At 74.2% G+C, this 18,698-nt stretch carries 9 protein-coding genes; 1 reads left to right on the top strand and 8 read right to left on the bottom strand.

Annotated elements, in window-relative coordinates:
• Nucleotides 1–14: 14 nt before the first annotated feature.
• The 7 genes from putP to JJJ15_RS00875 all read right to left on the bottom strand — a co-directional run bounded on the left by putP (nucleotide 15) and on the right by JJJ15_RS00875 (nucleotide 16,536).
• Nucleotides 15–1,499, bottom strand: coding sequence for a sodium/proline symporter PutP (gene putP / locus JJJ15_RS00845; RefSeq protein ID WP_200511118.1), 1,485 nt, complete (start codon nucleotides 1,497–1,499; stop codon nucleotides 15–17).
• A gap of 217 nt (nucleotides 1,500–1,716) precedes the next feature.
• On the bottom strand, nucleotides 1,717–2,169 hold the full coding sequence (locus tag JJJ15_RS00850; protein WP_348641481.1) for a holo-ACP synthase: 453 nt from the start codon (nucleotides 2,167–2,169) through the stop codon (nucleotides 1,717–1,719).
• Between the two features lie 329 nt (nucleotides 2,170–2,498).
• Nucleotides 2,499–11,963 (bottom strand): type I polyketide synthase, encoded by a 9,465-nt coding sequence (locus JJJ15_RS00855; protein WP_200511120.1) that lies wholly within the window; start codon nucleotides 11,961–11,963, stop codon nucleotides 2,499–2,501.
• 98 nt (nucleotides 11,964–12,061) lie between these two features.
• On the bottom strand, nucleotides 12,062–13,630 hold the full coding sequence (locus tag JJJ15_RS00860; protein WP_200511862.1) for an acyl-CoA carboxylase subunit beta: 1,569 nt from the start codon (nucleotides 13,628–13,630) through the stop codon (nucleotides 12,062–12,064).
• A gap of 65 nt (nucleotides 13,631–13,695) precedes the next feature.
• Nucleotides 13,696–15,549 (bottom strand): biotin carboxylase N-terminal domain-containing protein, encoded by a 1,854-nt coding sequence (locus JJJ15_RS00865; protein ID WP_200511121.1) that lies wholly within the window; start codon nucleotides 15,547–15,549, stop codon nucleotides 13,696–13,698.
• A 456-nt stretch (nucleotides 15,550–16,005) separates the two neighbouring features.
• Nucleotides 16,006–16,248 (bottom strand): type II toxin-antitoxin system mRNA interferase toxin, RelE/StbE family, encoded by a 243-nt coding sequence (locus JJJ15_RS00870; RefSeq protein ID WP_210338794.1) that lies wholly within the window; start codon nucleotides 16,246–16,248, stop codon nucleotides 16,006–16,008.
• 51 nt (nucleotides 16,249–16,299) lie between these two features.
• Nucleotides 16,300–16,536, bottom strand: a complete 237-nt coding sequence (locus JJJ15_RS00875) for a type II toxin-antitoxin system RelB/DinJ family antitoxin (RefSeq protein ID WP_200511122.1) — start codon at nucleotides 16,534–16,536, stop codon at nucleotides 16,300–16,302.
• A 313-nt stretch (nucleotides 16,537–16,849) separates the two neighbouring features.
• Here JJJ15_RS00875 and JJJ15_RS00880 point away from each other — a divergent pair, with 313 nt between their 5' ends.
• Entirely contained in the window at nucleotides 16,850–17,737 is an 888-nt protein-coding gene (locus tag JJJ15_RS00880) for a hypothetical protein (RefSeq protein WP_210338795.1), read from the top strand.
• Nucleotides 17,738–17,911: 174 nt separating this feature from the next.
• Here the strand turns inward: JJJ15_RS00880 and rpe are convergent, their stop codons facing one another.
• The gene (gene rpe, locus JJJ15_RS00885; protein ID WP_106109122.1) at nucleotides 17,912–18,613 is read right to left on the bottom strand and encodes a ribulose-phosphate 3-epimerase; all 702 of its coding nucleotides are present in this window, start codon (nucleotides 18,611–18,613) and stop codon (nucleotides 17,912–17,914) included.
• Between the last annotated feature and the right edge of the window lie 85 nt (nucleotides 18,614–18,698).

Genomic DNA, 18,698 nt, shown 5'->3' on the forward strand with positions numbered 1-18,698 from the left:
TGGTGCCTCCGCGCTCAGGCCCTGAGGCCGGCGACGGCCCGGTCGAACTCCTGAGAGACCGCCGGGTCCGGGCGGCCGAGCAGCGAGACGCCCACGGCCACGGCCAGGTGCCCGACGAAGGCCGGCAGGAGCTCGTAGAGGTCGAAGATCCCGCCGGGACCGCCGTCGGTGTTCCCCCAGACGGCCACCAGGACCGCCCCGGCCACCATGCCGGCCAGCGCACCGGGAACGGTCAGGCGCCTCCAGTACAGGCACAGGAGCACCGTGGGCCCGAAGGAGGCGCCGAAGCCCGCCCAGGCGAAGGCGACCAGCGTCAGGATCGTCTCCGACGGGCTCCAGGCCATGACGGCCGCCACGAGGGCGACGACGAGGACGGCCGTGCGCGAGGCGATAATCAGGTGACCGGTGGAGAGCTCCTTCCTGCGCACGGTCCGGTAGAGGTCCTCAATGAGGGCCGAGGAGGTGACCAGCAGCTGGGAGGAGATCGTGGACATAATCGCCGCCAGGATCGCGGCCAGCATAAAGCCCGCCACCAGGGGGTGGAAGAGGAGCGTGCCCAGCGAGATAAAGACCGTCTCGGGGTCCTTGAGCTGGGCGGTGTCGCGCTGGTAGACGGCCACGCCCACCACGGCGGTGCCAATGGCCCCGAGTACGGCGAAGAGCATCCAGCTAATGCCGATAACACCGCCCTGGACCGCCTCACGCGGTGAGCGGATGGCCATGAAGCGCACGATAATGTGGGGCTGGCCGAAGTAGCCCAGGCCCCAGGCCAGGGCCGATATGACGCCCATAAGGGAGACCGTCGGCCCGACCAGTACCCAGTAGTCGGGATCGACCTCACCGACGGCGCGGAGCACCTCCCCCAGGCCGCCCACGTGCACGGTGCCGACGACCGGGACGGCCACCAGGGCGGCCACCATCATGAGGCCCTGGACCAGGTCGGTCCAGGAGACCGCCAGGAACCCACCGACCAGGGTGTACATGACTGTGATGGCAGCCACCAGGGTCGCGCCCAGGCGGTAGTCCATACCGAAGGAGGACTCGAAGAACTTGCCACCGGCCACCATGCCGGAGGAGACGTAGAAGGTGAAGAACACCAGGATAATGACGCCCGCGGCCCAGCGCATGAGGTGTCGCGAGTCGTGGAGGCGGTTGTCCAGGAAGCTGGGGATGGTGATGGAGTTGCCGGCCACCTCGGTGTAGCTGCGCAGGCGCGGCGCCACCACGAGCCAGTTGGCCAGGGCCCCCACGGTCAGTCCGACGGCGATCCAGGACTCCACCATCCCCGAGGCGTACAGGGCCCCGGGCAGCCCCATGAGCAGCCAGCCGGACATGTCCGAGGCCCCGGCGGACAGGGCCGCCACGAAGGGGTTCAGGTCGCGTCCGGCGAGCATGTAGTCGTCCAGGTCGGAGGTGCGCACATAGGCCCACAGGCCGATCATGATCATGGCGACGAAGTAGATGGTCATTGCGATGGCCTCGAAGGTCGTGTCAGTCATGACGCCTCCAGTCCTCTTACACCGGGCGGCGTTCCTCAAGACCACCGCGGGACGGGCATGTGCAGGTCATCAGTGTGACACACCACTCGCCGCCCCGCGGCGCAACCGGTAACGGACGGCGCGTCACCTCCAGGCTCCGGCCGCCTGCTGCCGGACGACTCGCCCCCGGGCCCCTACCGGGCCGGGGTGCAGGGCACGGTCACCGCGGGCACGGTCCCTACCGGGCCGGGGTGTAGAGCACGACGGCGGCCGCCCAGTTCCCGTCATGGGTCAGGGACACCGGCCAGTGCCCGGGCTCCGCGCTCCCGGCGCCCAGGCTCGCCTCGACGGCGTCGGCCACCTCGCCCACCAGGTGCAGGGACGGCCTGCCCCAGCGGTCGGAGACGACCTCGACCTGGCGCCAGTCAACGGACTGCGGGGCGATGACGGGGGCGGCGGACGCGCCGGTAGCGCGCGCGCGCAGCACCAGGGCCTGGCTCCAGGCCTTGATAAAGGACTCCTTGGCGGCCCACCGCGCGGCCAGGTGCTCGGCCTGCGCCGACCCCTTCTCCCGGGAGCGGCGGGCGGCCTCCCGGCGCTCCCGGGGCGTGAACGCGCGCTCGGCGAAGACCGTGCCCGGCTGCCCCAGCTGCTCGGCCAGGCCGGGGACGTGGACCAGGTCCGTGCCCACGGCGAGCCCTCCTCCCGGTGGGCCGGTAAGCCCGGGGAGCCGCGGGTCACTCATGGTCCCGCCCTCCCCCGCCGGGTCGGACCCGCTGGCCCGTCTCCAGGCGGTCCGCAGCGGGCAGGAGGTGGCGCGCACCGGCGGGTGAGTACACGGGGGCGGTCTTCAGGGAACTGGGTACGGTCCGCATTATCGGCCTCCTGTCAGCCTCCTGCCTGGGAGAACGTATATAGGGGCGCGCCGGGGCACGAGCGAGGACGACCGAGGCGATGCGGTGGGTCCGCCCGCGCGGCCAGAGCCGTGCGGGCGGACCCACCTCGCCGCCGAGCGGCCCGTCAGCCCCGGGGCAGGGTCTCCCCGGCGTGGTAGACGCCGTCGGCGCCCAGGCGGGCCTGCGGGTCGAGCAGCATGGCGGCCTCCACCTCGTGCGGGTCGCGACCGTCCTCGGCCTCACCCAGGCGGCGGCCCTTGACCTGCGTGAACAGCTCGGCCCGGCCGATCATGCCGGCGCGGCGGCGGCGCGTGCCGGCGGCCAGGCGGGCGTTGGCACGCTCCACCCAGGCGTCCACGGCCTCCTGGCCGCCGGAGCGGCGCAGGGCCGCCTCGAAGGCGCCGGGGTGGACGACCGCGATCAGGCCCGAGACGTGCCCGAAGCCCAGGGAGGTCAGCAGGCCCGCGCGCACCGGGCCGGCGCCCGGGACGCGCCCGGAGGCGCCCCCGCGCCCGGCCAGGCGGATGGGCCTGCGCGGCCACACCCAGAAGCCGTCCTTGCGCAGCGGGGCGTCCACCACGTCCAGGGAGGCGTTGCCCGGCGCCACGCCGGTGGCCAGGATCTCGGTCAGGCCCGCCACCTGGAAGACGGCGGCACCGCCCTTGGCGTGGCCGGTAATGGTCTTCTGGGACACGGCCACCAGCGGGTTGCCCTCGGTGCGGCCCAGGGCGCGGGCCAGGCGGGTGTGCAGCTCGGACTCGTTGGGGTCGTTGGCCCCGGTGGAGGTGTCGTGCTTGGAGACCACGGCGATGTCGTCGGCCTCCACGCCCAGGGCGGCCAGGGCGCGGGCCAGGCGGGAGCCGCGCCCGCCCCGGCCGGCCCCCAGGGCCCCCAGGCCGGGGGCCGGGATGGAGGTGTGGGCGCCGTCGGCGTAGGAGGAGACGAACCCGACCACGCCGGCCACCGGCAGGCCCAGCTCGGCGGCCACGGAGCCGCGGGCCAGGATGACCGTGCCGCCTCCCTCGGCCTCCACGAAGCCGCCGCGACGGCGGTCGTTGGCCCGGGAGAAGTGGCGGTCGGAGATGCCCTTGGCGCGCATGGCGGCGGCCTCGGCGGTGGCGTTCATATTGCCGAAGCCGACGACGGACTCGATCGAGATGTCGTCAATGGCACCGGCCACCACGACGTCGGCCTTGCCCAGGGCGATCTTGTCCCAGCCCTCCTCGATGGACACCGCGGCGGTGGCGCAGGCGCTGACCGGCTGGACCATGGAGCCGTAGCCGCCGACGTAGGACTGCATGACGTGGGCGGCCACCACGTTGGGCAGGGCCTCCTGGAGGATGTCGCTGGGACGCTCCTGGCCCAGGAGGCGGCCGACGAACATCTTGCGCATGGACTCCATGCCCCCGAAGCCGGTGCCCTGGGTGGAGGCGACGTCACTGGGGTGGACGGCGGCCAGCAGCTCGGCGGGGCTGAAGCCCGCGGACAGGAAGGCGTCCACGGCGGTGACCAGGTTCCACGAGGCGATGGGGTCCATGCCCTGGGTCATGGAGACGGGGATGCCCCAGCGTCCCGGGTCGAAGTCGACCGGGAACTGCCCGCCGACGGTGCGCGACAGGGCGGCCCGGCGCGGCACGCGGACCAGGGACCCGGCCAGGCGGGTGACCGTCCACTCGCCGGTGGCGGCGTCGGGCGCCACGAGCGTGTGCTCGGGGTCGGAGTCCTCAATGGTGCGGGCGGCGGCCTCGTCGGCCACGGACAGGGTGATGTCCCGGTCCAGGTAGACGCCCACCTCCTCGTCGGCGACGGTGGCGATGAGGCCGTCGTCGGTGAACTCGCGGATACCGCAGCGGGCGACCACCTGGTCGCGGTAGCGCGCCCAGACGTCCTCCTCGGGGACCAGGGCGCCCTCGGTGTCGTACCAGCCGGCCTTCGGGGAGTCCTGCCAGCTCAGCAGGCCCATGCCCCAGGCGAGCTCCAGGACCCCGGCGGCGGTGAGCTCCACGTCCTCCCCGCCGGTCATGCCCAGCTCGGCCTCGCGGCGGGTGCGCCCCGAGCCCCAGGTGGAGACCTCGCCGGTGGAGACGATGACGACCACGTCCTCCAGGTCCACGTCCACCTCGCCCCAGGCGGGGGCGGTGGGCTGGCGCGGGACCACGGGGGTGGGCAGGGCGGGCACGCTCACCTGACCGGGGGCCGCCTGGGCCGGGGCCGGGGCCGTGCCCGCCGCGCCCTGGCGCAGGGCGACCAGGTCCACCCCCTCGCCCAGGCCCCCGGTCAGGTCGGCCAGGACCGGGGCGGTGGCGGCGGCGGCACGCACCTGGGGGGTGCACAGGTCCAGCAGCTCGGAGGCGATCTCCTGGGTGGACCAGGTGCGCACCCCGGCGGCCTCGACGGCGGCCACGAGCGGGTCGTTGCCTCCCATGAGCCCGGTGCCCCGCACCCAGCCGATGCGCGGGTGGGCGAGGGTGACGCGCTGCGCCCAGGCCCGCTCGGAGCGCCAGCGGTTGACCACGGCGTCCAGGGCGGACTTGACCTCGCCGTAGGCGCCGTCACCGCCGAAGGTGCCCCGGTTGGGGGAGCCGGGCAGGACCACGTGGAGACGGTGGTCGACGTGGGTGTCGGTGCCGATGGCGCTCAGGGCGGCGATGGTGCGCTCCACGCTCCACAGCAGCAGGCGCGTCTGGGCCTCCGCGGCGGGGCCGGCGTCGGCCAGGGAGCCGGTCACGCGGGGGGCGGCGAAGGGGAAGAGCAGGGTGGGCACCAGGGCCTCCTTGACCACGGTGGTGGTGCCCCCGCTGGTGACGGACTGCTCCCCCCCGATCCACGCCGCCAGGGCGTCCACGTCCCGGTAGGAGGACAGGTTGGCGGGGACGATCCACAGGCGGGCCCCGGCGCTGGCGTGCTCCCGGTACAGGCGCGTGGCGAAGGCCAGGCGCTCGTGGGTCAGGCGCGAGCTGGTGGCCACCACCGTGGCGCCCCCGGCCAGGAGCTGGCCGGCGACCGCCGCGGCAATGGACCCGGGGGCCACGCCGGTGACGACGGCCACGTCGTCGGCCCAGCGTACGGCGTCCTGGCCGGGGGCGGGGCTGCGGCGGGCGGCGGCCGCCAGGGCGGCGGCCAGCTCCGCGCGCTCCTGGCGGTCGGGCAGGGCGGAGCGGGTCAGGGTGGTGGCCCACCAGTCGGCCTGGTCGGCCACGGCCTGCCCCAGGCCCGTGAAGCGCTCGGGGGCCAGGAGGCGGCGGGCCTCCTCCAGGGGGGTCTCACCGTTGCCCAGGCGGGCGAGGTCCTCGCGGGCGGTGGCCCAGCGGTCGTCAATGAGGACGGCGCGGGCGGGCTCGAAGGCCGGGGTCACCGACCTCACCCAGCCGCTGCCGAGCTCGGCGTCAATGGCTGCCAGGGCGGCCCTGGTGGCGGCGTCCTCGTCCCCGGCACCGGCTGGGACGCTGACCTTGTCGGCCAGGCCCAGGGCGTCCAGGAGGGTGCGGGCCGTGGTGGCCAGGACCCCCTGCTCGCCCGTGACCGTGGCGGCGAAGGCGTCCAGGGCCGCGGAGTCCACCACCGCGCCGCCTCCGGCGCCGGCGGCGGAGGCCTTGGCCACCGTCACCCCGTGCTCGGCGGCCACCGCCGCCACGGCGGCGTCAATGAGGGCGTCCACGGCCCCGGCGCTGGTCAGCGGGGCGGAGGTGCCCAGGCTCGCCAGGTCCTGGCCGCGCACGGAGACGCCCTCGCGGGTGCCCAGCACCAGGGCGGCGGTGACGTGGGAGACCCAGCCCTCGCCCAGCCCCCAGACGCCGGTGACCTGCTCGGCGACGCGCGAGGCGCGCACCCCCGAGGGCCCCAGGATCCGGGCCAGGCCGGTGCGGACGACCTCGGACAGGACCGGGCCGAAGGGCTTGTAGCCCGGGGCCCCCTTGGCCACGGTGGCGGCCAGGGCGGTCATGTCGGCGTCGGCCGCGCCGTCGATGCTGGCCAGCTCCAGCTCGGTGCCCAGGTCCATGAGGAGCTGGTTGCGCCTCGAGGAGACGCCGTTGGTGAGGGTCTCGGTGGTGTCGGTGGCACCGATCTGCTCGGGGCGGATGCGCGAGGCGTGGGCCAGCAGCACCGTCAGGGCGTCGGTGGCGCCAAAGGGCAGGTCCGCCACCGGGCCCGCCGGGGCGCCAGCCGGGGCGGGGGCGCTAGCCGGGGCGGCCGGGGCAGGTGCCGCCGGGGCCAGCTCAGGCGCGGGCGCCGCGGACGCCGCTGCTGCGGGCGTCGCTGCTGCGGACGTCGCGGGCGCCGGTGCGGCCGGCTCGTCCAGGACCTCCAGGTCCACGGCCGGGTCGGTGTCGGTGGCCAGGACCCGGGCCTCGTCACGGCGGGCGTTGTGCACCGTGACGTGGCGCCCGGCGTGGCGCGGCAGCATGAGGGTCTTGGCCGCGAGGTTGGCCAGGGTGGGGGCGTTGGCCAGCCCCACCTCGACCAGGTGCTCAATGCCCAGGCCGCCCTCGGCCGGGGAGGAGAAGAGGACGTCCTGCGTCTCGATCCAGCGCACCGGGGAGGCGAACTGCCAGGCCAGGAGCTCCACCAGGAGCACCCGGGCCAGGTCCACGGGACGGGCGGCCCACTCCTCCCAGGAGTCCAGGACCTCCTGGACCGGCTCGGAGGGGACCACCTGGAGGATGGAGCGGGCGAACTCCGGGGTCAGGGCGAAGGGCCGGGCCACCAGGTTGGGCACGTAGCGGTCCACCAGGCGGTGGTAGTCCAGGTCGGTGGGCACCAGGGCCAGGAGGCGGTCACGGAAGTCCGCCACGCCAGGGCGCAGGACCTCGGAGTGGAAGGGGACGTCGATACCGGGCACCAGCATGAAGGGGTTCTTGCCGCCACGCTCCCGGGCCCGGGCCCGGGAGTCGGCCGCCAGGGCCTTGAGGCCCTTGACGGTACCGGCCACCGCGTACTGGACGCCGGCCAGGTTGTGGTTGACGATCTGGAGGAACTCCCCCGTCTGCGCCGCCACGTCGGCCACGTAGGCCTCCACGTCCTCGGCGCGCACGCCGCACTGGTTGGGGCGCAGGGCCCCCATGCGGTAGTCGGAGGCGCCCTGCTCGTCACGCGGGACCAGGGTGTGCATGGTCGAGCCGCGCTGGAAGACGATGGAGATGGTGGTCTCCACGTCCATGACCCGCCCGTAGGAGCTCAGGGCCGTGTACTCCCCCAGGGAGTGGCCGGCGAAGGCCGCCCCCTCCACCAGGGCCCCGGCCTCGGCCAGGCGGGCGGTAGTGGCCATGGCCACGGTGGCCAGGGCGACCTGCGTGAACTGGGTGAGGTTGAGCAGGCCCTCGGGGTGGCGGTAGGTGACCCCGCGCGCCGTCATCTCGGTGGGGTTGTCACGCACCAGGGAGATCACGGAGAAGCCCAGGGCGGAGCGGGTGTGGGCGTCGGCCCGGTTCCACACCTCCAGGGCGGCCTTGGAGGAGGCCCGCTCGTCCAGGCCCATGCCCGCGACCTGGATGCCCTGGCCGGGGTAGACGTAGGCGGTGGGCTCGGGCTCGGTGACGGCGGTGCCGCGGGAGACGACCTCCCCGTCGATACGGCAGACGACCTCCAGGACGTAGCCGCCGCCGCGCACCAGGCCGGTACGCTCCACGGAGATCTCCACCTGGTCGCCCAGCTCCACGGGGCCGGTCATGACGTAGGTCCAGCCCGCCAGGACGAAGTGGGTGCCGTCGGCGGCGGTGGAGGCGGCCACCTGCTGGGCGGTGGCCGACAGCCACATGCCGTGCACCAGCGGGGCCTGCATACCGGCCACCTTGGCGGCGTGGTAGCTGGTGTGGATGGGGTTGAAGTCGCCGGTGACCCGGGCGAAGGCGGTCATGTCCGACGGCGCGGTCACACTCACCCGGCGCAGCAGGCGGCGGGCGGCCGGTGCGGTGGCCCGCCCGGTGCCGCCGGCGGTCTCGGGGGCGGAGGGGACGGCGGATCCCGAGGCCCGGCCCCGGATGGCGAAGCGCTCACGCATGAGGGCGATGAGGCTGCCGTCGGCGACGTCGGTCAGCTCCAGGCGCACGTCCACCACGCGCCCGGCACTGGACTCCTCCAGGGCCGCGACCCAGCCGTCGACCTGGACGCGGGGGCGGTCCCCGGCCGCGGCGCCCTCACGGGCGGCGGCCTCCAGCTGCGCCAGGGGGCGGCGCAGGTCGACGGTGTGGTCCAGGTGGACCGCGCCGAGCAGCCCCTCAATGAGGGGCATGCCGTCCTCCACCACGCTTCCCAGGGCCGCGTAGACCACCGGCCAGCACGGGCCCAGGAGGGCGTCGGGGACCAGGGAGGCGGCCGCCAGGGTGGTGGGCAGGGCGTCGGCGGTGACCGAGGCGTGGTCGTGGCCCAGGGTCTCGGCCAGGGTGAAGCGGGCGTGGACCGTGCCGAAGGGCTGGGTGGCGGGCCGGCCCAGGGCGTCGACGGCCCCCGGCACGGCCGGCCGGACCCGCGGCAGGGTCTCGACGTGGTCGCCGGTAACGGAGGTGGCCCCCACCCCGGCGGTCACCCGCAGCAGGTCGTTCATGGTCTCGCTAATGCGCTCGGGGTCCACCAGCGGGGCGGCCCCGTCCCAGGCGCGGGCCAGGCGCAGCGGCACCACCAGGCGGCGCACGGCGTGGATGGCCGACCCGCCGGGGGTGGAGTCCCAGTGGGTGTCCAGGTGGATGTCCAGGTCGTAGGCGTCAGGGGCGACGTCGGGGCGGGCCACCACCGTGTAGGCGTCGTCGGTGAGGACCCGGGCGGGGTTGACGGTCAGGTGGCCGTTCCACAGCACGTGCGGGGTGGTACGCACCAGCTCGGTGGCGTCGGCCACGGTGTGCGCCTCAGGCAGCCAGGAGGTTCCCAGGCGCCCGGCGACGGCCCGCTCGGGGGTCCCCGAGGCCTGGAGCGCCTCGACGGCGGCGGTCTCGAAGCGTCCCAGCAGGTGGCCCACGGGCTCGTTAATGGTGGTGATCCCGGCCACGGCCACGGGCCCGGGGATAATCCGGACCTGGTCGGCGGTGTAGCGCGGGTCCTGGGACTGCCACAGGGAGTCCGTGCCCCACCAGCGCAGGATGTCGGCGTCCAGGACGGGCACGAAGGGCACCGGCTTGGGGTGCTTGCGGCACAGGTCCACGAACCAGGCGGCGTCGGCGGGCTCCACCAGGGTGGTGGCGGCCGACGGGTAGCGCCCGGCCAGGGCCGCCAGGGCGGCGTCGGCGTCAATGACGGCGTCGTGGTCGGCGAACAGGGTGGGGACCTGGCCGTGGTCGGCCTGGCTCAGCCGGGCCTCGACACGGTGCAGCAGGTCCAGGAAGCGGTCGTACCAGCCCTCGTCGGCCCAGTCCGCCACCGTGGCGGCGCGCCCCGCGTGGGGGGCCACGCACAGCTCGGCGTAGCGGGTGGCCCACGCCAGGTAGGTCATCTCCTCCACGTCACCGAAGTAGGGCTTGGCGGTCCTGGCCAGGGCGGCGACCATCTCGTCACGGCGGGCGTTCATGGCCGCCTCGTCACCGGCGAGCTCCTGGATGAGGCGGGAGGCCCGCGCCGAGGAGTTGTCGATCTCGTACAGGTCGGCGCGCAGGTGGGACAGGCCCGAGGTCATGCCCCCCTCGGAGGCCCCGGAGGCCACCCAGCCGCGGTTGGCCCCGTGCGGGTCGATCCCGGGGGTGTCCACCAGCAGCTGCTTGACGTCGTCGTTGGTCCTGGCCTCCAGGCAGGTCATGGCGGCCGTGCCCACCATGACCCCGTCCACCGGGGCGGCGGCGGTGCCGTAGGCCAGGGCCCAGCGGCCGGTGAGGTAGTCGGCGGCCCGCTCGGGGGTGCCGATGCCCCCGCCCACGCACAGGATGACGTTGTCCTGCTGGCGGATGGCGTCGTAGGTGGCCAGGAGCATGGTGTCCAGGTCCTCCCACGAGTGGTGCCCGCCGGCGTGGCCGTCCTCCACCTGCATGATCACCGGGGTGGTGGGCACGGCGCGGGCGATGGCCAGCACGGAGCGGATCTGCTCCACGGTGCCGGGCTTGAAGGCCACGTAGGGGAAGCCCTCGGCGTGCAGGCGCTCAATGAGGGCGACGGCCTCCTCCAGCTCGGGGATGCCCGCCGAGACGGTGATGCCGTCCACCGGGGCCCCCCCGGCGCGGGCCCGCGACAGCAGGCGCTGGGTGCCCAGGTGGAGGTTCCACAGGTAGCGGTCCATGAACATGGCGTTGAAGGCCGCGGTGCGCCCGGGCTTGAGCTGCTTCTGGAGGCCGGCGAGGTTGGCGGCCAGGACCGGGCCGGTGGTCTGGCCCCCGCCGGCCAGCTCGGCCCAGTAGCCGGCGTTGGCGGCGGCGGCCACGATCTGCGGGTCCACCGTGGTGGGGGTCATGCCCGCGAGCATGACGGCGGAGCGGCCCGTCAGGCGGGTGAAGGCGGTCTCCAGGGTCAGGCGCCCGTCAGGCAGGCGGGTCAGGCGCGGGGCGAACCGGGAGCGGTCCACGGTGGCGGCGGGCCGGACCCCGGGGCGGTCCAGGTTATCCAGGGCGGCGGCGGTCCCGGCGGGCACCACGGTGGCCCCGGTCCCGGCCAGGACGGCCTCGGTCAGGCGGGACAGGACGGCCCCCGGACCCAGGTCCAGGACGGTGCGCACGCCCCCCTCCAGGGCGGCGGTGACGGTGGCGGGCCAGTCCACGTGGTCGGTCAGGACGGCGGCCCCCAGGTCCCGGGCCAGGGAGGTGTCCAGGCCGCAGGCACCCGCCCAGGCGACGACGTCCTCCACGGCACCGGCCAGCAGCGGGGTGTGGAAGGGCACGGAGGTGGTCAGGAACTCGGTGACGGGGGCCAGGACCGCCCCGCCCAGGCGACGCTCCTTACGGGCCCTGGCACTGGCGGCGGCCGCCGCCTCCAGGGCGGTGACCACGCGCTCCAGGTCGCCGGGGCGCCCGGAGAGGATGTGGGCGGTGCGCCCGTTGGTGACCCCCACCGACAGGCGCCCGGAGCCGGGCACCCGCTCCAGCACGGAGTCCAGCTCCTGGCGGGTCACGCCGCGCACCGAGAGCATGGGCGTGGACTCCCCCACCGTGCCCAGGTCCAGGCGGCGGGTGGCCCGGGCGGCGGCGGCCCCGATGAGACGGGCCAGGGCGTGGACGTCCACGACCGCGTCACGCGGGCCGCGCAGCGCCTCCAGCAGGGCCACGCCCAGGACGCCCTGGGAGTGGCCGACGGCCCCCGCCGGGGGCGTGGCCGACAGGGACACCCCCGCAGCCGGCAGGGCCTCCAGGACCGCCTGCTGGGCCAGGAGGATACCGGGCACGGACACGTCGGCGGTGTCCGCCGCGCCCCGGCGCCGGCCCACCACCGGGGCGGCCTGGTCGGTCAGCAGGCGGGCACCGGTAGGGGTGACGGTCAGCAGCTCGGCGGCCACGGGGGCCAGGCGGTCGGCCACGGCCGCGTCCAGGTCGGCCAGGGAGGCGGCGAGGTCACGGTCCAGGGCGACCAGGTCGGCCAGGACGGCGCGCCAGGGGGTGGCCTGGCCGCCGAAGGCCACGATGTAGGGCTCACCGTCAGTGAGTCGCTGCGCGGCGGTCGTCGCGGTGGAGGGGGTGGTGCTCATCGTCCGGTTCTCATCCTGGTTCTGCTCGGAGGGGGTCAAGGGGGTCGGGGCGCCCGGTGCGGGCGCGGATAGGGTGCTCACAGCTGGTCTGTCCTGCCTCACAGGGGTCCGTTGTCGTGCTTCTTGGGGGTCGTACGTCGTCCGTCACGCTTGCCGCGCAGGGCGGCCAGGGAGTCGACAATGACCGTCCGGGTGTCCTCCGGGGCGATGACGGCGTCGATCTCCCCGATGGCCACCGCCTTGTCGGGGTTGATCACGGCCCGGGTGTACTCGTCCACCAGCCGCTCGTGCTCGGCGGCGGCGGCGGCCTCGCCCTGCTGGGCGCGCACGGCGGCCAGGGTGCGGCGGTGGATAATGCCCACGGCCCCCTGCGCCCCCAGGACCGCGATCTCGGCCCCGGGCCAGCAGAAGTTCAGGTCCGCGCCAATGGCCTTGGAGCCCATGACGATAAAGGCCCCGCCGTAGGCCTTGCGCAGGATGACGGTGACCAGGGGGACGGTGGCGGTGGCGTAGGCGTTAATGACCTTGGCGCCACGGCGGATAATGCCCGCGTGCTCCTGGGCGGCGCCGGGACGGTAGCCGGGCACGTCCACGAAGGTGACCACCGGCAGGCCGAAGGCGTCGCAGAAGCGCACGAACCGGGCCAGCTTCTCGGAGGCGTCCACGTCCAGGGTCCCCGCGTCGTGGAGCGGCTGGTTGGCCACGACACCGGCCGGACGGCCCTCGAAGCACACGAAGCCCACCACCACGTTGGGGGCGAAGTCCTCCTGGACCTGGACCAGCTCGCCGTGGTCGGCCACCGCGCAGACCACCTCCACCACGTCGTAGGGCTGCCGGGTGGAGGAGGGCACCAGCTCACCCACCTGCCGGGCGGAGGCCAGGTCCTCCTGGCGGTCGGCGGCGTCGTAGTCGTAGGAGGGGGCCTCCTGCTCGGAGGAGGAGGGCAGGTAGGCCAGGACCGTACGCACCTGGCTCAGGGCGTCGTCCTCGTTCTCGGCCACGTAGTGCACCACCCCGGAGACCGAGCCGTGGATGTCGGCCCCGCCCAGCTCCTCGGCGCTGATCTTCTCCCCGGTGGAGGCCAGCACCACGTCCGGGCCGGTGACGAACATGTGGGAGGCCTGCCGGGTGGCGATAATGTAGTCCGTCAGGGCCGGGGAGTAGACCGCCCCGCCCGCGCAGGGCCCCAGGATGACGCAGATCTGGGGCACCAGCCCGGAGGCCGCGCAGGTGCGGTTGAAGATCCGCCCGTACTGGCGCAGGGCCCCCACGCCCTCCTGGATCTTGGCCCCCCCGGAGTCGATCAGGCCGATGATCGGGATGCGCAGGCGCAGGGCGTCGTCCAGGAGGCGGACGATCTTGTCCCCCTCCACCGCCCCCAGGGCGCCCCCGGAGATGGAGAAGTCCTGGGAGTAGACGGCCACCTGGCGCCCGTCGACCTGCCCGAAGCCGGTGACGACGGCCGAGGGCCGGGCCCCCTCCCCCGCCCCGGAGCCGGTGTAGCGGCCGATCTCCAGGAAGGAGCCGGGGTCCAGCAGGGAGTCAATGCGCTCGCGGGCGGTCTGCTTGCCCTTGGCGTGCTGGCGCTGGGCGGCGCGCTCCTCGGCGGTGGCGGCGACCTGGGCGGTGCGCTCGCGGAAGGCGGTGGTGGTCGCCGAGTCCGCCATGGTGGTCCCGCTCACGGGGGCCGCCCCGGCGTCGGCACCGGGCGCTGCGGGGGCGTGGGTGGTGGTCATGCTCGGGCCTCCTCAGGGTCGTCGCCGGTCAGTCGCACCAGCACGTCCCCGGCGCTGACGGTGCGCCCGGCCACCGCCTGGATGCTGGTCACGACGCCGTCGATCGGGGCGTGCACGTAGTTCTCCATCTTCATGGACTCCAGGACGATGAGCAGGTCGCCGGCCTGGACGCGGCGGCCCTCCTCCACGCAGACGCGGGTGACGATGGCCTGCATGGGGGCGATAATGAGCCCGGGCTCGCCCCCGGCCCCGGCGGCCCCGGGGCGCGCGGTGGCCCGGGCGCGGTCGCGCAGGGGCTGGACGCGACGGCGGTGCTCGGCGACGGTGGCGCGCGGGCCCGCCCCGCCCAGGATGCCGTCGGGGATGGTCAGCTGGACCCGCTGGCCGTTGACCTCGATGACGTAGGTGGAGCGGGTGCGCGCGGTGGGCGCGGGGGCGGCGGGGGCCTGGGAGCCGGCGGTCACCGGCCCGGCGGCCACGGCGGGGCCGGCCGCGTGGTCCCCCGCGGCCAGGTCGGGCAGGACGGTGTCCTCGATCCAGCGGGTGGTCACGCCCAGGCGCCCGTCGGCGGTGGGCCGGGTGAAGTCCGTACGGCCCAGGACGTCCTCGTGCAGGGCGGTGCACACGGTGACCCCCTCCACGAGGGTCTCGTACAGGGCCCGGCGGGCCCGCTCAATGGCCTGCTCCCGGCTGCTGCCGGTGACCACGATCTTGGCCAGCATGGGGTCGAAGAACGGGGTGACGACGTCGCCCTCCACGACCCCGGACTCAATACGGATCCCCGGGCCGGCGGGCCAGCGCAGGCGGGTGATGGCGCCCGTGCAGGGGGCCAGGCCCCGGGTGGCGTCCTCGCAGGTGATGCGCAGCTCGATGCTGTGGCCGCGGGGGGCGGGGATGGCGGGCAGGTGCCCCCCGGAGGCCAGGGTGAGCTGGACGGCCACCAGGTCGGTGCCGGTGACCTCCTCGGAGACGCAGTGCTCCACCTGGAGGCGGGGGTTGACCTCCAGGAAGTAGACCTCGCCGGTGGGGGTCAGGAGGAACTCGCAGGTGGCCACCCCCACGTAGTCCACGGCGTCCAGGAGCCGGTGGGAGCTGGAGACGAGCAGCTCCTCGACGCCCTCGGGCAGGAACGGGGCCGGGGCCTCCTCCAGGAGCTTCTGGTTGCGGCGCTGGAGGGAGCAGTCGCGGGTGGAGACCACGGCGAAGCCCCCGTGGGCGTCGCGGGCGCACTGGGTCTCCACGTGGCGGGCGGCGGTGACGAACCGCTCCAGCAGCAGGGTGGCCCCGGCGGCCTGGGCGCCGACCAGGGCGTCGGTGGCCCGGGCCTGCGCCTCGTCGTGGAGCACGGTAATGCCGCGCCCGCCCCCGCCGTCGGTGCGCTTGAGGGCCACGGGCCAGCCGTGCTCGGCGGCGAAGGCCAGGACGGTGTCCACGTCCGTGACCGGCTCACTCAGGCCGGGCACGGGGGCGACCCCGGCCCGCAGGGCGGTGGCGCGGGCGCTCATCTTGTCCCCGAGGGCGTCCATGGCCTCAGGGGACGGCCCCACCCAGGTGATCCCGGCGTCAATGACGGCACGGGCGAAGTCGGCGTCCTCGGAGAGGTAGCCGTAGCCGGGGTGGATCGCGTCGGCGCCGGTGGCCCGGGCCAGCTCCAGCACGGCGGCGGCATTGTCGTACCGGGTGTCGGCGGGCAGGGCGTGGGCCTCGTCGGCGAGCTCGGCGGGCGGGGTGAGGATGTCGTCGGGGGTGTAGGGCAGGATCGAGGTCACGCCGAGGTCCCGCAGGGTGCGGACCACGCGCAGGGCGATCTCGCCGCGGTTGGCGATGAGGACGCGGTTGATGCTGGCCACTGGGCTCCTTCCGGGTTCCTGGGGGCGACGGCCCCGCTCCCACGGACCTTACGGTAGGGGCCCGGCGACGGGAAGCCCGACTGTGGAATCCTCACAAAGGGCGTCGGGCACCTTGAAACCGCTGCCGCCAGGACGGTGCTTCTCGCAGGATATCGCGGGTGTTGGAGAGGGGCACCAAAGCACCAGCACGATTTGGAGGAACCCACAGGCGCTCAAGGCGGGGCCCGCAGGTGCCCAAGGCGGGGCCCGCCGCCCGCCACACCGCGACCACGACACCATCGGAGGAGCCCGCGGGCGCCTGGGTGCCGTGCCTCCCTGCTCCTGGCTGAGTACGGGGAGGGAGGAGCCCGCAGCCGCCCGGGCGCCGTGAGGCGCGCTGCCGTACGCGGCCGGGGCGGCGGGGCCTCGCCGCAGCAGCGGGGACCGGGTGGGACAAGCTCGGGGCGCCGGAGTCCCTCAGCCGACGCTCTCCTCGTGCGTGCCCGTGCGGGGGAGGACCGCGAGACCGCTCTCCGTCTTCCACACAAGGAGCCAGTCGCCTGCACTGGCGACGTGGCACTCACTCGCACCACGCCACTCGCCCTTGAGACGGTGCGCACGATGCCGACGACGGAGTTCCGAGCGGGAGCTGGTCGTGTCATCAAGAATGAGGTCCATGACCTCCTGCAGCAGTCGCGTACTCGCGTGACGGCGTTTCACGCGCTTGACGTCGGGTGAACGCCGGGCTGAGCTCGGGTTCGAGCACTCGTATCAGATTCCCAGCTCGGCGTAGCACTCCTCGCGGGACGTGAAACGCGAAGTACCGCGGGTGATGATCTCGTCCGCCTCGCGCAACGCCTCACGGGACTCCGTGTTCGGGGCGAGGTAGGCCAGGGGCAGGCGGTTCTCCCGTACGATCTGACGGTAGAAGGCCCGGGTGACGGAAGGCAGGTCGAAACCGAGGTCCTCCGCGATGCGTGCAGCCTCGCGCCTGGTCTCCTCGTCCACGCGGACGGTCGGACGACGTCATCGGCGGCCCCCTTCCACTGAGCGGTGCGAGCACATACTACGCCCTCGTCCGACGGTGGTCAGCTGTGTACCCCGCACCGTCCCGGTCCGCGGGCTCCGGGGCTGGCTGCACACCCGCGGGCACCCACCGCACATAGCACACCGGGGCCTGCTGCGTCAAGGCCTGAAGGGGGGCAGGAAGTTGCCCCTGATCACGTTACGGTAACGACGGTGCCGCTGGTAGCGTCCCCCGACATCGGCGCCCGAGCTGCCGACCACGTGTCCGAACCCGCCCCCACCAGGGAGTTTGTCCATGAGATTTCCGCCTACGCCACCACGGTCGCGCCTCGGGGCCGGCACGCGGGCAGTGGCCGTCGCCACTCTGCTGTGCCTGGCGGCCTGCGGGTCGACGCAGTCAGAGACCGGCGGCCCACAGGCCACGGGCCCGGGGGACACGCCCCAGGTGGACACGACGCCGTCCCCGACCCCGGCGCCCACCACCGCCGCGGCAGTGACCGGGCCCCTGACCACCGCGGACCACGTGTGGCACTACACCAACAAGAACGGGTACGGCTACGACCTGTCGATCGCCATGGGGGCCGCGGAGCACTACGTCCCCGGGATGGTGCTCAATGACGCGCAGGACAGGACGATCGGCTCGTCGTGCTCGATCGACCCCAGGACCGACGCCGTCATCCCCGTCCGGCTCACCGTCACCGCCACGACGTCGCAGTTCGACACGACCGTCTCCGTGCGCACGATCCTCACCGCCGTCAGCAGCGCCTCCTCCACGTCCAAGGTGGACTACCACGGCGCGGGGACCGCCCCCAAGCGTGACGACGACCGGGTCTCGGTGGAGAAGTACTACGCGGGCGGGCCGGAGTGCGCGCAGATGTCGAGCGTGAACACCTGGGGCTCCGGGCAGCCGAAGGCGATCACTGTCAAGTGGGAGAAGCCCCTGTCCCCGGGTGACTCCATTAGCCACCGGTTCGTCATCGTCATTAAGGACTACTACTCGCCGGCCACCCCGGAGGGCGACTCGGCCTACCTGGAGGCCGTCGGCCTGCGCCCCATGATGGGCGGGGACATGTCCGACCAGGCCAATGTGTACTCCGAGCCCAAGGATGAGCTGGACGGCCGCTACAGCCGCACGGTGCTCTCCCTGAACGGCCAGGTGGTCACCAACCCCAGCAGCCGCTAGCGTCCCGGCGCCCGGTAGCACCCGGCGCGCTGCCGGTGACGGTCCCGCGTCGGTATCTGGCCGGCCTCCTCGCGGGCCGACGTGCCTTAGTCACCGGGGACGTACCTCTAGGGTACGTCGCCGCCGACTAAGGCACGTCCCCGCCAGCTAGGGTACGTCGCCGGCACCGGCCCGCTAGCAGCTGACGTAGCCGTGGCGGTGGGCGGAGGCCAGGGCCCGCAGCTGGTCCACGGCGTCCAGGGCGTCGGACGCCCGGTAGACGGCGCTGCCGGCCACGAAGACGTCCGCCCCCGCCTCGGCGGCCCGGCCGATGGTCGTCGCGCTCACCCCGCCGTCGACCTGGATGCGCAGCTCCAGGCCCCGGCGCCCCACCATGCGCCGGGCCCGCTCGATCTTGGGCAGCATGGCATCGATGAAGGACTGCCCGCCGAAACCGGGCTCGACGGTCATGATCAGGAGCATGTCGAACTCCCCCAGCACGTCGGCCACCGCCTCCAGGGGGGTGGCCGGGCGCAGGGCGATCCCCGCCTGGCTGCCCAGGCGGTGCAGCTCGCGGGCCAGACGCACCGGCGCCGTGCTGGCCTCCAGGTGGGCAGTGACGGTGTGGCACCCGGCCTCCGCGTAGGCCGGGGCCCAGCGGTCGGCGGCCTCGATCATGAGGTGGGCGTCCACGGGCAGGGGGGTGTGGGCGAGCACGGCCTGGACCACGGGCAGGCCCCAGGACAGGTTGGGCACGAAGTGGTTGTCCATGACGTCCACGTGCACCCCGTCGGCCCCCGCCCGCCCGCTGGAGGGGTCGGCCGCCACCCGGTCCAGCTCACGGGCCAGGTGGGCGACGTCGCAGTTGAGGATGGAGGGGTGGATAGCAGGTTCCATGGGCTCTCTCCTGGTGGTGGGGGACGGTGGTGCGGGCCGGCGCGCGGTACCCGGTGGGCGGGTGGCCGGTGCGGGTTGGTGGGCA

The sequence above is a fragment of the Actinomyces sp. HMT897 genome, assembly GCF_016626125.1.
Lineage (GTDB): Bacteria > Actinomycetota > Actinomycetes > Actinomycetales > Actinomycetaceae > Actinomyces.

Bases quoted from the DNA above. Each gene is read 5' to 3' on its own strand.
- rpe (WP_106109122.1), bottom strand. From the start codon at position 18,613: ATGGAACCTGCTATCCACCCCTCCATCCTCAACTGCGACGTCGCCCAC.
- JJJ15_RS00855 (WP_200511120.1), bottom strand. From the start codon at position 11,963: ATGAGCACCACCCCCTCCACCGCGACGACCGCCGCGCAGCGACTCACT.
- JJJ15_RS00880 (WP_210338795.1), top strand. From the start codon at position 16,850: ATGAGATTTCCGCCTACGCCACCACGGTCGCGCCTCGGGGCCGGCACG.
- JJJ15_RS00860 (WP_200511862.1), bottom strand. From the start codon at position 13,630: ATGGCGGACTCGGCGACCACCACCGCCTTCCGCGAGCGCACCGCCCAG.
- putP (WP_200511118.1), bottom strand. From the start codon at position 1,499: ATGACTGACACGACCTTCGAGGCCATCGCAATGACCATCTACTTCGTC.